The organism is Pseudomonas sp. LBUM1643, from assembly GCF_059716215.1.
The window spans coordinates 1,344,068-1,357,586 of record NZ_CP166813.1 but is presented as its reverse complement, the minus strand read 5'-3'; the positions used below and the strand labels follow the sequence as shown (position 1 = coordinate 1,357,586).

Annotated in this window: 12 protein-coding genes and 1 tRNA gene; 9 read left to right on the top strand and 4 right to left on the bottom strand. The window is 58.1% G+C overall.

What is annotated here, in order from left to right; genetic code table 11:
* The first annotated feature begins 1 nt into the window (after position 1).
* The 3 genes from ACA063_RS06015 to pdeM all read left to right on the top strand — a co-directional run bounded on the left by ACA063_RS06015 (position 2) and on the right by pdeM (position 4,109).
* Positions 2-766, top strand: a complete 765-nt coding sequence (locus ACA063_RS06015) for an ABC transporter ATP-binding protein (protein WP_162439076.1) — start codon at positions 2-4, stop codon at positions 764-766.
* Positions 767-957: 191 nt separating this feature from the next.
* Positions 958-3,444, top strand: coding sequence for a ligase-associated DNA damage response DEXH box helicase (locus ACA063_RS06010; RefSeq protein WP_497665134.1), 2,487 nt, complete (start codon positions 958-960; stop codon positions 3,442-3,444).
* Positions 3,444-4,109, top strand: a complete 666-nt coding sequence (gene pdeM / locus ACA063_RS06005) for a ligase-associated DNA damage response endonuclease PdeM (protein WP_497665133.1) — start codon at positions 3,444-3,446, stop codon at positions 4,107-4,109. The genes ACA063_RS06010 and pdeM overlap by 1 nt, the downstream gene beginning before the upstream one ends.
* Before the next feature lie 109 nt (positions 4,110-4,218).
* Here pdeM and ACA063_RS06000 read toward each other — a convergent pair whose 3' ends face one another.
* Positions 4,219-4,428 carry a hypothetical protein gene (locus ACA063_RS06000; protein WP_017336784.1) on the bottom strand — a complete coding sequence of 70 codons (210 nt, stop codon included), beginning with the start codon at positions 4,426-4,428 and terminating at the stop codon, positions 4,219-4,221.
* Between the two features lie 107 nt (positions 4,429-4,535).
* Positions 4,536-5,102, bottom strand: coding sequence for a dCTP deaminase (gene dcd, locus ACA063_RS05995; protein WP_162439079.1), 567 nt, complete (start codon positions 5,100-5,102; stop codon positions 4,536-4,538).
* Positions 5,103-5,456: 354 nt separating this feature from the next.
* Between dcd and ACA063_RS05990 the strand changes: the two genes are divergently transcribed.
* Positions 5,457-5,666, top strand: coding sequence for a cold-shock protein (locus tag ACA063_RS05990; protein WP_002554837.1), 210 nt, complete (start codon positions 5,457-5,459; stop codon positions 5,664-5,666).
* A gap of 171 nt (positions 5,667-5,837) precedes the next feature.
* Here the strand turns inward: ACA063_RS05990 and ACA063_RS05985 are convergent, their stop codons facing one another.
* Positions 5,838-6,845 carry a DUF481 domain-containing protein gene (locus tag ACA063_RS05985; protein WP_497665132.1) on the bottom strand — a complete coding sequence of 336 codons (1,008 nt, stop codon included), beginning with the start codon at positions 6,843-6,845 and terminating at the stop codon, positions 5,838-5,840.
* A 164-nt stretch (positions 6,846-7,009) separates the two neighbouring features.
* Between ACA063_RS05985 and ACA063_RS05980 the strand changes: the two genes are divergently transcribed.
* From ACA063_RS05980 to ACA063_RS05965, 4 genes are all read left to right on the top strand, one after another.
* A complete protein-coding gene (locus ACA063_RS05980; RefSeq protein ID WP_497665131.1) occupies positions 7,010-7,363 on the top strand; it encodes an MGMT family protein in 354 nt (117 codons plus the stop codon).
* A gap of 43 nt (positions 7,364-7,406) precedes the next feature.
* Entirely contained in the window at positions 7,407-8,966 is a 1,560-nt protein-coding gene (locus ACA063_RS05975; protein WP_497665130.1) for an AmpG family muropeptide MFS transporter, read from the top strand.
* A gap of 141 nt (positions 8,967-9,107) precedes the next feature.
* Positions 9,108-10,823, top strand: coding sequence for a proline--tRNA ligase (locus ACA063_RS05970; RefSeq protein WP_497665129.1), 1,716 nt, complete (start codon positions 9,108-9,110; stop codon positions 10,821-10,823).
* A 17-nt stretch (positions 10,824-10,840) separates the two neighbouring features.
* A complete protein-coding gene (locus ACA063_RS05965) occupies positions 10,841-11,794 on the top strand; it encodes a hypothetical protein (protein ID WP_162439084.1) in 954 nt (317 codons plus the stop codon).
* 114 nt (positions 11,795-11,908) lie between these two features.
* On the opposite strand, the gene dinB is transcribed toward ACA063_RS05965, so the two are convergent.
* Entirely contained in the window at positions 11,909-12,970 is a 1,062-nt protein-coding gene (gene dinB / locus ACA063_RS05960) for a DNA polymerase IV (RefSeq protein WP_497665128.1), read from the bottom strand.
* 282 nt (positions 12,971-13,252) lie between these two features.
* On the opposite strand from dinB, the gene ACA063_RS05955 reads away from it, so the two are divergent.
* Positions 13,253-13,329: transfer RNA gene (locus tag ACA063_RS05955), tRNA-Met, on the top strand.
* Positions 13,330-13,519: the final 190 nt, after the last annotated feature.

Sequence of the window (13,519 nt, the reverse complement as noted above, 5' to 3'; positions counted from 1 at the left end):
CATGTACAAACTGACCATTGAAGGCCTGCATAAAAGCTATGGCGATCATGAAGTGCTCAAAGGTGTTTCCCTCAAGGCCAACACTGGCGACGTCATCAGCCTGATCGGCGCCAGCGGTTCGGGCAAAAGTACCTTCCTGCGTTGCATCAATTTCCTCGAGCAACCCAACGACGGCGCCATGACCCTGGACGGCCAGGCCATCCGCATGATCAAGGATCGCCACGGCATGCACGTCGCCGATGCCGATGAACTGCAGAAAATCCGCACCCGCCTCGCCATGGTATTCCAGCATTTCAACCTGTGGAGCCACATGACGGTGCTGGAGAACATCAGCATGGCCCCGCGCCGTGTGCTGGGTTGCGACAAGAAGGAAGCGGAAGATCGTGCCCGACGTTACCTCGACAAGGTGGGCCTGGCGGCACGGGTGGCCGATCAATACCCGGCGTTCCTGTCCGGCGGGCAGCAACAACGGGTGGCCATTGCCCGTGCGCTGGCGATGGAACCGGAAGTCATGCTGTTCGACGAACCGACGTCGGCGCTGGACCCTGAACTGGTGGGGGAAGTGCTGAAAGTGATCCAGGGCCTGGCGGAAGAAGGCCGGACCATGATCATGGTGACCCACGAAATGAGTTTTGCCCGCAAGGTCTCGAGCCAGGTGCTGTTTCTGCATCAAGGGCTGGTGGAAGAGGAAGGTGCGCCCGACGAAGTACTCGGCAATCCGAAAAGCGAACGGCTGAAGCAGTTCCTCAGCGGTAATCTAAAGTAACCTTCAACCCCTGTAGGAGCTGCCGCAGGCTGCGATCTTTTGATCCTGTTCTTTGACATCGTTTCATATCCAGATCAAAAGATCGCAGCCTCGTTCCACTCGACAGCTCCTACAGTTCGTGTTGTGTCATTAAACCTTTGGTAGGTTGCCGCGGTCACTGAAAGAAGACTTTCAGAGCGCACGCCGCCGGCATGGGAACCTCTACCAACTTCGCTAAACAATGGTTCACCGCGCGCGGCTGGACGCCATTCGCCTTTCAGAAACAGGTGTGGAAAGCCGTAAAAGAGGGCCATTCCGGTTTGCTTCACGCCAGTACCGGTGCCGGGAAAACCTATGCACTCTGGTTTGCGGCGCTTAATCGCTACGCCACTACTGCCCCTTCAATTGTTGCCCCTCGCAAACGCAAGCCGATTGCCGAACCCCTCACCGTGCTGTGGATAACGCCCATGCGCGCACTGGCGGCCGATACCGCGCGCGCGCTGGAAGCACCGCTGCAGGACTTGCAGATTCCATGGAGCGTAGGCCTGCGCACCGGCGACACCAGCAGCAGTGAGCGCGCGCGCCAAAGCCGGCGGCTGCCCACTACGTTGATCACCACTCCGGAAAGTTTGACGCTGATGCTTGCCCGCGCCGATTCGCACACTGCGTTATCAACGTTGCGCATGGTGGTGGTGGATGAGTGGCATGAACTGCTGGGCAATAAGCGCGGCGTGCAACTGCAGCTGGCCCTCGCCCGACTGCGCCGCTGGAACCCGCAGCTGATTGTCTGGGGCGTTTCCGCAACGCTGGGTAATCAATCCCATGCCGAGCAGGTCCTGATCCCACAGGGGGGCGGCATTAGTGTTCAAGGTCAGAACGGCAAGGAACTGCGGATCGACACACTGCTACCGCCCGCCATCGAACGCTTTCCATGGGCCGGGCACATCGGTTTGAAGATGCTGCCCCAGGTGGTCGAGGAACTTGAATCGAGCCCCAGCACCCTAGTGTTCACCAACACCCGTGCTCAATCAGAGATCTGGTATCAGGCGTTGCTGGAAGCTCGACCGGATTGGGCGGGATTGATCGCGCTGCACCACAGCTCGCTGTCCCGGGACACCCGTGACTGGGTCGAGCGTGCGCTCAAGGACGGTCAGCTCAAAGCGGTGGTCTGCACGTCCAGCCTGGATTTGGGGGTGGACTTCCTGCCGGTGGAACGGGTGCTGCAAATCGGCTCGGCCAAAGGTGTGGCGCGGCTGATGCAGCGTGCGGGTCGCTCCGGTCATGCGCCGGGACGGGTGTCGCGGGTGACGCTGGTGCCGACTCATAGTCTTGAATTGATCGAGGCCGCCGCCGCCCAGGACGCGGTGGCACAACGTCGGATCGAGCCGCGTCGGTCTCCGCAAAAATCTCTGGACGTGTTGGTGCAGCACTTGGTCAGCATGGCGCTGGGCGGCGGTTTTTTGCCTGACGAGTTGTACGAAGAAGTACGCAGTGCCTGGGCCTATCGCGACCTGAGCCCGGCCGACTGGGTGTGGGCGCTGGCTTTCGTACGCCATGGCGGGCTTTCTCTGACGGCCTATCCGGATTATCGCCGGGCCGAACCTGATGAACATGGGGTATGGCGTGTCCCCGATGCACGATTGGCGCGCCGACACCGCATGAGCATCGGTACCATCGTCAGCGATGCGAGCATCCAGTTGAAATTCTGGAGCAAGGGTGGCGGTGGCAAGCAGTTGGGCAGTGTTGAAGAGGGGTTCATCGCACGACTCAAACCTGGCGACGGATTTCTGTTCGCCGGTCGGTTGCTGGAGTTGGTGCGGGTTGAAAACATGACCGCCTACGTCAAGCGCAGCACGGTTAAAAAAGCCGCGGTGCCCCGCTGGAATGGTGGGCGGATGCCACTGTCCAGCGAGTTGGCGAATGCTGTGGTCAGGCGCTTCAGTCAGGCGGCACAAGGTGAATTTGCCGGCCCGGAAATGAAGGCGTTGCGCCCCTTACTGGACGTGCAGCAACGCTGGTCTGCGCTGCCGACCGATACCAGCCTGCTGGCAGAAGCGTTGAAGTCCCGCGAAGGCTGGCACCTTTTCCTCTACCCCTTCGCGGGGCGTCAGGTTCACTTGGGGCTGGCGAGTTTGCTGGCGTGGCGGGTCAGTCAACGATTGCCGGTAACATTTTCAATTGCGGTCAATGATTACGGACTGGAACTGCTCAGTGCCACATATGTGGATTGGTCTGAACACCTGAATCGCGATCTGTTGACGCCTGAGTATCTGCTGGCTGATGTGCTCGCCAGCCTGAATGCCGGCGAATTGGCCTTACGCCGTTTCCGTGAAATCGCGCGAATTGCCGGGCTGGTGTTCGCAGGCTATCCGGGCGCCCCGAAAAGCACCCGCCAGGTGCAAGCGTCGAGCGGGCTGTTTTTCGAGGTGTTCAAACAGTACGACGCCGACAATCTTCTGCTGGCCCAGGCCGGGGAAGAGGTATTAAGGGAGGAATTGGATGTTGATCGCCTGGAGCAAACCCTGGAACGAATCAGTGAGCTGAGGCTCGATCTGCATCACATCAAGCGTCCCACGCCACTCGGATTTCCATTGTTGGTCGAGCGCATGCGCGAAAGCATGAGTTCGGAAAAGCTCTCAGACCGCATCAGGCGCATGGTCGGCGATCTGGAGAAAGTCGCCGAAACAGGGAAAGCCTGATGAGCACGCCTTATCCCGTTCGAGTCGCCGGTGAAGACCTTTGGCTGCTGCCGGAGAAGGCGATTTACTGGCCCGCGCAACAAGCGCTGTTGATTGCAGATGTGCATTTCGGCAAGGCCGCGGCTTATCGGAGCCTTGGGCAACCCGTCCCTCAAGGCACCACGTCGCAGAACATTGCGGTGCTGGACCAATTGCTGGCCGCCCTGCCCTGTCGTCAGCTGATCTTTCTTGGGGACTTTCTCCATGGACCCGGCTCACATGCCAGCGCCACGCTAGAGGCCCTGGCGCAATGGCGCAGGCGGCACATCGACCTGCCCATGACGCTGATCCGGGGCAATCACGACAAGCGTGCCGGCGATCCTCCGAAGTCTTTGAACATCAGGGTGGTGCCCGAGCCACTGTTGCTGGGGCCGTTTGCACTGCAACATGAGCCGACGCCACACCCAGACAGACACGTGCTGGCGGGCCACGTACATCCCGTCTATCGGCTGAATGGTCGAGGTCGGCAGCGTTTACGGCTGGCGTGTTTCAGGCTCGGCGAAGCCATCAGCTTGCTGCCGGCCTTTGGCGCGTTTACAGGGGGCTATCAGGTCGAGCGAGATGACAGTTGCAGAATATTCGTCATTGGCGATAACGAAATATGGCCGGTGAACCCGAACCTGTAGAGCAAAGTTTGCTCGCGATGGCATTTTTCCAGTCAAATAACATCGCTTGAATGAAAGACTGCTATCGCGAGCAAGCTTTGCTCCTACACACCCTTTTTTGCGCGAGACATCAAGCGACAGGCGCGGGTGGTGGCTCATCCGGCAAGGTTGGCTCGCCAGGTTCGGTGGGTTGTTCATTAGGGGTATCAGGATCAGGCTGACCGGGGATGCCCCCTGCCATGCTGATTGGCGGGTGTGCCAACAAGGACCAGGCCAAAACGCCAACCTGATTGGGCTCAAGCCTTGCCAGTTCGGCACTTATTCGCGGATCGATCTTCATTAGAGCACTCCTGAGCAATGGCCCCGTCCGCTGTGCGCGAACCGGGCAGTACACTCAATAGAGTGTCTACCCGCTCAAGAATTCCCACTGCCCGTCAGATCAATGACTCAAGTGCGAGGCAAGGTGACGCCCAGTTGGCCCTGGTACTTGCCGCCACGGTCCTTGTAGGACACTTCGCACTCTTCGTCGGATTCGAAGAACAGCATCTGTGCGACACCTTCGTTGGCGTAGATTTTCGCCGGCAACGTGGTGGTGTTGGAGAACTCCAGGGTCACGTGACCTTCCCACTCAGGCTCGAGCGGCGTTACGTTGACGATAATGCCGCAACGGGCATAGGTGCTTTTACCCAGGCAGATGGTCAGCACATTGCGCGGAATGCGAAAGAACTCCACGGTGCGAGCGAGGGCGAACGAGTTCGGCGGGATGATGCAGACATCGCTCTTGACGTCGACAAAGCTCTTCTCATCGAAGTTTTTCGGATCGACGGTTGCCGAATTGATGTTGGTGAACACTTTGAATTCATCGGCACAACGGACGTCGTAGCCGTAGCTCGACACACCATAGGAAATCACTCGGTCGGCGCCCTCTCCGCGCACCTGGCGCTCGACAAAGGGATCGATCATGCCGTGCTCTTGCGCCATGCGGCGAATCCACTTGTCCGATTTGATGCTCATGGCGGTTGTCCTGAATAGCGAGGTGGAAAAAATCTGTCCGGCATCTTACCGGGCGCGCGCCGCCTGTTCAAAGTTCGCTGTACAATTCTCGGCCTTCCCCCCGTTTTTCGGGGCCTTGACGATAATTCGCTGCACCGTCAGTCACGAAATTAGAGAAACCTTCGCAAGAAGCATTGGCACGTTCCGGAAAAAGGGTTAAGGTGGCGCCACTGTGCTGCTTGTGTCACTGAGAATCTCTACACGATATGTTGAATTTCGATCCAACCATCTACAAGAATTTTTCCTGCTCTTTGCACTCAGTCTCGGCCAGGGTTCTTCCTGCGTCGCAGTTATCTTTGTTCAAGGAGTTACACCATGTCTAATCGCCAAACCGGTACCGTTAAGTGGTTCAACGATGAAAAAGGCTTCGGCTTCATCACTCCACAATCCGGTGACGACCTGTTCGTTCACTTCAAAGCTATCCAATCCGACGGCTTCAAAAGCCTGAAAGAAGGCCAACAGGTTTCTTTCATCGCTACCCGCGGTCAGAAAGGCATGCAAGCTGAAGAAGTTCAAGTTATCTAACTTGTACTTGCTTTAGTAAAAGGCCCCGCCCTCAAAAGCGGGGCTTTTTTGTGCCTGTGTGTTTTTGCCAGGCACAAAAAAGATCGCAGCTTGCGGCAGCTCCTACATTGAATAGGGTGTTTTACCCTGTAGGAGCTGCCGCAGGCTGCGATCTTTTGATCTTCTAGCGGCTTACCAGGCGACGCCAAACCCTGCGGTGTAACGGGTCTTGCTCAGGTCAGCCTCATCGCTACCGGAAATAATGTCCCGCTCAGCCTTCAGGTTAAGCGACGCCCAGTCGGTCACTTTGTAGCGCAACCCGACTTCGGCATCCAGCGCGTAATCCGCTACTCCACTCAGCGGCTTGCCCACCTCGCCATTGGTGAAGAACTCCACCTTCTTGCCGATCAGGTAACGGTTGTAGTCCCACTTCATCGCCAGGGAATAGAAGTTCTCTTTGCCACCGTCGGAGTATTCATAATCCGTGCGGTTGACCAGCGACCCCAGGGAGAATGCGCCCAACTCGTCATCCCAGAACTGGTAACCAGGGCCCGTACCAACGGTGCGCTGGCGGGCAAGGTCTTCAACCTTGTCACGCTTGTAGACCAGGCGACCCTGCCAGAACCATTTTTCGGTCAGGAAGCGGTCGAGGGAGTACTCACCACGCCAGTTGTCAGTCGTGACGACATCATCCTGAAATTCCCGGTTGTACTCGCCTTCTGCCGTGTGACGCCACCGGCCATGGCGAGCAGTGGTCTTGAAGTCTACGTCGTAGTCATCGGTGTCTTTCTCTGCCCGCTGATAGTCCAGCGCCAGGTCGACATTCCCTTTCCACACCAGGTCTTCGACCACCGGCTTGGGCTTGAGGATCTGCTGGATGCTGGCCAGCTCGACGGTTTTGGGCGCCTCGCCATTGGCCAATATCACCTTGCCATCATCTGCCGCATGCAGTGACTTGGCCTTTTCGCCGGTATAAGCGTCCTGTTTGACCAGCAACTCCTGGTCGCTTTCCAACGTTTTGACCTGTTTCCAGTCAATCGGAATAGCGCCAGCGTACTCGGTCTGAATCAACAGCTTGCCGCCGTCGAACAGGGTGATCTTGCCGCTCAGCTTGTCACCGTTCTTTAACCATACGGTGTCGGCGAGCAAGGGTGTGGAGGCACTGAAGACAGCGAGGCACAGCAGGGTTCTGGACACCATAAGCAAATACAGGCTCAAGTTTGCGAAAAAAAGTCGGCATTATCCTTACGAATAAGACCCTAGCAAGGACTGACCCGACTATTTCTATTGAGTTCATTTCTCAACTGGCAATTCAGGACTTACTCTAAAGGCAGGAATGCGACCCTTCTTCAGGAACTGCGCACGTGACAGACCCGACCACTGAAATTGAAAGCGCCGCACAAATCAGACGTACGGCCCTCTACCTGACGTTGGCTCAAGTGCCCGAAGGCAAAGTCGTCAGCTATGGTCAACTGGCGGAACTGGCTGGACTCGGTCGCGCCGCCCGCTATGTCGGACGCACACTAAGCCAGCTGCCCGGTGACACGAAACTGCCATGGCACCGGGTCCTCGGTTCTGGTGGTCGGATCAGCCTGCCTGTGGGCAGCGCTTCCGGGGATGAACAGCGGGCTCGATTGCGCGAGGAAGGCGTGAGTATCCTGAATAATCGTGTTGATATTCAGCGCCATGGCTGGCGTCCGGTAGAGCACAGCGGTTAGAGTGCGCGCTTTGTTTCCGTAACCTTGAGGCAGACTCCAGCCCATGCCCCGTAAAACCTGGCGCGCCGCGCTCGCCGCCTATGCCAGCCCTTCAACACTCGTGCTGTTGCTGCTGGGTTTCGCCGCCGGCCTGCCGTACATGCTGGTGTTTTCAACACTTTCGGTCTGGTTGCGCGAAGCCGGTGTGGCTCGCGAAACCATCGGCTATGCAAGCCTGATCGGTCTGGCCTACGCCTTTAAATGGGTCTGGTCACCGTTGCTGGATCAATGGCGCCTGCCATTCCTCGGCAAACTCGGTCGGCGACGGTCCTGGCTGGTGCTTTCACAGGCCCTGGTGATCCTCGGCTTGATCGGGATGGGCTTCTGCGACCCGCAAAAACACTTGTCCTGGTTGATCGCAATCGCGGTCATCGTTGCCTTCGCCTCGGCCACGCAAGACATCGCGGTCGATGCCTATCGGCTGGAAATCGCCGAAGACAGTCGCCAGGCCGCGCTTGCCGCCGCCTACATGTCCGGCTATCGAATTGCCGCATTACTGGCCACCGCTGGCGCGCTGTTCTTTGCAGAAGGTTTCGGCTCCACAGGCTTCAACTATCAACATTCGGCCTGGGCCGGCACATATGTGTTGTTCGGCGCCCTGATGATTCCAGCGCTGCTGACCACCCTGTTCATGCGCGAGCCTCCGGTCCCCCTGCGCACTCAGCTTCAGGCCGGGCGTTACACCTTTGTGCATCAGTTGATGTCCGTGTTTGTGCTGATCGTGCTGCTGGTGTCCGTACCGGCCATGTTTACGCAGCTCTACAACACTGATTTCGCCAGCGTACTGTTCGAGGGCGTGAGCCTGCTGGACCTGCTGCTACAGGACCGCGCGTTCCTGCGGGCGATCCTTTACACCACACTTACCCTGATGTGCTTGTCCGCCGTAGGCCGCCGCGGCCTCGCGCCGGTACTCACGCCGGTGAACGACTTCATCCTGCGTTACCGCTGGCAGGCGTTCCTGCTGCTTGGCCTGATTGCCACGTATCGAATGTCCGATACGGTAATGGGCGTCATGGCCAACGTGTTCTACATCGACCAGGGCTTCACCAAGGATCAGATCGCCAGCGTCAGCAAGATTTTCGGCCTGATCATGACCCTCGTTGGCGCCGGCATGGGTGGCCTGCTGATCGTTCGTTTCGGTATTTTGCCGATCCTGCTCATCGGCGGTATTGCTTCGGCCGGCACGAACTTGCTGTTCCTGATGCTCGCCGACATGGGCGCCAACCTGAACATGCTGATCGCCACCATCTCCCTGGACAACTTCAGCTCAGGGCTGGCGACTTCAGCGTTTGTCGCCTACCTGTCGAGCCTCACCAACCTCAAGTTCTCGGCCACTCAATACGCCTTGCTGAGCTCGATCATGCTGTTGTTACCGCGCCTGATTGGTGGCTACTCAGGGGTCATGGTGGAAAAGTTCGGTTATCACAATTTCTTCCTGATCACCGCCCTGCTAGGCGTTCCCACGCTGCTGCTGATCATCTTGCACTGGTACCAGGAAAGCCGTCGTGCGGGCCCGACGCCCACGCCGGATCCGATTCCTACGCAGGTAGCGGAAGAGTCCTAGGACGCTTCCCGCAAAGTCTCGCAGGGGCGCGGTGATTCACGCGCCCCTGCGACACCACCGACCGCACGCCTGTACGCCAGCGGATCTCGCCCGTACAATGCTCCGTCATTTCTCGTCATCAGCAACCGACAACGGCCAACCATGCGCACCAGTCAATTTTTGCTCGCCACACAGAAAGAAACGCCTTCCGACGCGGTCGTCATCAGCCACCAGCTGATGCTGCGCGCCGGCATGATCCGCAAACTCGCTTCGGGCCTGTACACCTGGCTGCCCATGGGCCTGCGAGTGATGCGCAAGGTTGAAGCCGTCGTTCGTGAAGAAATGAACGCCGCGGGCTCTCTCGAAGTGTTGATGCCGAGCACCCAACCGGCTGAGCTGTGGCAGGAATCCGGTCGCTGGGAAGAGTACGGCCCCGAGCTGCTGCGCTTCAAGGATCGTCACGGTCGCGATTTTTGCGCCGGCCCGACTCACGAAGAAGTGATCACCGACCTGATGCGCAACGAGTTGAGCAGCTACAAACAGCTGCCCATCAACCTGTATCAGATTCAGACCAAATTCCGTGATGAAATCCGCCCACGCTTCGGTTTGATGCGCGGCCGCGAGTTCATCATGAAGGACGCGTATTCGTTCCACGCTGACCAGCCTTCGCTGCAGGCCACCTACGATCGCATGCACCAGGCTTACTGCAACGTGTTCACTCGCCTGGGCTTGAAATTCCGCCCGGTTGAAGCTGACAACGGTTCCATCGGTGGCGCCGGTTCCCACGAATTCCACGTACTGGCCGAATCCGGCGAAGACGACATCGTCTTCAGCAATGGGTCCGACTACGCCGCGAACATCGAAAAAGCCGAAGCTGTGCCCCGCGAAACCTCCCGCGCAGCACCGGCCGAAGAGCTGCGCCTGGTCGACACACCGAACGCCAAGACCATTGCGCAACTGGTCGAAGGCTTCAACCTGCCGATCGAAAAGACCATCAAGACCCTCGTGGTCCACGCTGAAGAAGAAGGCAAGCTGATTGCCTTGATCATCCGCGGCGACCACGAGCTGAATGAAATCAAGGCAGCGAACCAGCCAGGCGTTGCCAGCCCGCTGGTCATGGCATCCGAATCCGAACTGCGCGACGCCATTGGCGCCGGCGCCGGTTCGCTCGGCCCGTTGAACCTGCCGCTGCCAATCATCATCGACCGCTCCGTCGAGCTGATGAGCGACTTCGGTATCGGTGCCAACATCGACGACAAGCATTACTTCGGCGTGAACTGGGAACGCGATCTGCCAGTTCCGACCGTCGCCGACCTGCGCAACGTCGTAGCGGGTGACCCTAGCCCGGACGGTAAAGGCACACTGGAAATCAAGCGCGGCATCGAAGTCGGGCACATCTTCCAGCTGGGTAACAAGTACAGCAAAGCGATGAAATGCGAAGTGCTGGGCGAGAACGGCAAGCCGGTTACCCTGGAAATGGGCTGCTACGGCATCGGCGTTTCCCGCGTGGTGGCTGCCGCCATCGAGCAGAACAACGACGCCAACGGGATCATCTGGAGCGACACGCTGGCCCCGTTCCAGGTTGCACTGGTCCCTTTGCGCTACGAAACCGAACAGGTTCGCGAAGCCACTGACAAGCTGTACGCAGAATTGACGTCTGCCGGCTTCGAAGTGCTGCTGGACGACCGCGACAAGAAAACCAGCCCGGGCATCAAGTTCGCGGACATGGAACTGATCGGTATTCCTCACCGGATCGTGGTCAGTGACCGCGGCCTCGCCGAAGGCAATCTGGAATACAAGAGCCGTACCGAGCCTGAAGCGCAAGCGCTGCCGGTTGCTGACGTGCTGTCTTTCCTCCAGGCCCGTATCCGCCGCTGACACCAGATAGAGAAGTCATGTTCAAGCGAAACACCTTAGGCCTCGGTGGTGCCGCCCTGTGCGGCACCCTGCTGGTCAGCGGCTGTGCCAATCACATGTCGCAACGCAGCGAGCACGAGGAACGTGTCGAGCGCAAATTGCTCGATCACAGCCTGCAGATCGATGTCGGCGAGCCCAAGGTGCTTGAGCTGCCACAACGTCGGGTGAAGATCCACGAGCAGAAAACGTTCGAAGTCACCGAATTTGAAGTGACGCGTCACTACGATCGCTACACCCCCTACCAACCCTGGCGGGAGGCTTACGAAATTCCGCTGGGTGCGGTCGCGGTCGTGGCAGGCGTGGGGGCGAACGTCGTCAATGTGTTTGCTCTCGGCAACCTGCCGGACAGCGTGACCAAAGATTGGCTGAGTTACGGTTTCGCCGGGCTTAACCCGTTCATGAACGTGCAATCCCATGGGCGTGCACAGCAGAACCTGGCGGGCATCGACGAAGTCCAGCAGGACAAGCGTACTGAGTACTCAAGCCTGCCGTGGAGCGAGCGTCCGGTGCAGGTCAAGGCCGGCAAGGAAACGTTTGAGCTGACCACCGACAAGAACGGTGTTTTACGCCTGAACCTGCTGGACAGCCCGTTCGCGGAACATGACATCAATCATCTGAGTCGGCTTCTGATCAGCGTCGAAGATGGCCAAGGCGATGTGCACACTGATCTGCCCCTCATGGTCAGCAGCTCTTTGCGTGGAAAGTTGCTGGAAGCTCACGGACTGATTTACGACGATCTCGAAGACGATGAAGTTAGCCAGTGGGTCCACCGGGTCAAGCGCCTGTCGGAGCTGGGTCTGGAAGAGGAAGCCAGTGAGCTGGAACAGAGCCTGATCGAATTGACGCGCAACGATCCTGAACTACAGACCGAATTCCTCAAGTCACTGACCAAGGATGCCGGGCGCTTGGTGGCGGATCCGGGACCGAACTAAAAGCAAAAGCTTCGCGAGCAGGCTCGCTCCCACAGTTGACCGAGTTGCTAAATAAACACGGTCTAATGTGGGAGCGAGCCTGCTTACGAAGAGGCTCGGAAATTCACCGCAAAACTACCGCTCAAACAACTCCATCTGCTCAAACCCGCCCCGTAAATCCTCCAGCCTCACCCCTATCCCCAGCAACCGCACCGGCTTCGCGCCGCGGTTGAATGCCTGGGTCAGCAATAATTGGTAGCTCCCAAGATCTCGCCCTGCCCCGGCCTGCTCCAGCGTGGTCTGGGTGAAATCATGAAACTTTACTTTGACGAAAGGCTTGCCCGGCCGGTAACTGCTATCGATCCGCGACATGCGGTTACTCAACGTTTCGAGCAACTCGGGCAACTTGTCCAGGCAACTCACCAGATCCGGCAGATCCACGTCATAGGTGTTCTCGACACTGATTGACTGGCGACGACTGTCGTTGTGCACCAGTCGATCATCAATCCCACGCGCCAGGCTCCACAATCGTTCACCGAAGCTGCCGAACTCGCGCACCAGCGCCAACTTGTCCCACTCGCGCAAATGCGAGCAATCGACGATGCCCAGCCTGCCCAGCTTGTCCGCGGTCACCTTGCCGACCCCGTGCAGTTTGCTGACCGGCAAACCACTGACAAAGTCCTCCACCTGATCCGGCGTGATGACGAACAAACCGTTCGGCTTCTTCCAGTCGCTGGCAATCTTGGCCAAGAACTTGTTCGGCGCCACGCCAGCCGAGACCGTAATGTGCAGCTGATTGGAAACACGCCGACGGATTTCCTGGGCGATGCGCGTCGCACTGCCGCCGAAATGCGCACTGTCCGACACATCCAGGTAAGCCTCATCAAGGGACAGCGGCTCGATCAGGTCCGTGTAATCGCGAAAGATCGTGTGGATTTCCCTGGACGCTTCTCTATAGGCGTCCATGCGCGGCTTGACGATCGTCAGGTCGGGGCACAGTTTCATCGCGTGCCCGGAAGACATGGCCGAACGCACGCCATACGCCCGCGCTTCGTAGTTGCAGGTGGCGATCACCCCGCGCCGATCTGCCGAACCACCCACGGCCAAGGGTTTTCCGGCCAGCTTCGGTTCGTCACGCATCTCGATGGCGGCATAGAAGCAATCACAATCGACGTGGATGATTTTTCGCTGGTTCATATAAAGGTGGTGAGGAGTATCGGCGAGTCGGATCGGCAGTATCTCACTCACACCTGTATATAGCACCAGTGGTCAGAATCTTCTTTTCCGTGCGTAGGAAAAAAGATGAATTTGTTTTTTCAATCGAAAACCATCCATCAATAGAGCTGAAAGCCTTGTAGCGCCTGACCTGCAGGCACTTTTACAGCACTCTTTTTGAGCTAAGCGATTGAACCACCACAGGTTTTCTCGGATTTCACGGTTGACACACCTGCGATCCTCTGTAGAATGCCGACACACAGACGCGGGATGGAGCAGTCTGGTAGCTCGTCGGGCTCATAACCCGAAGGTCGTCGGTTCAAATCCGGCTCCCGCAACCAAACATCAAAAAAGGCTACTCGAAAGAGTGGCCTTTTTTGTGGGCGTCGAAAACACCCACTATAGAAGCGAGCTTGCACTTTATAGTCGTGAACGCAAATGCGTGATACCCGATACCCCGCGGCGGCCTTGAGTTTTTCGCGAGCAAGCTCGCTCCTACCCCGCTCATTTACGCTTATTTGGCTTCTTTCT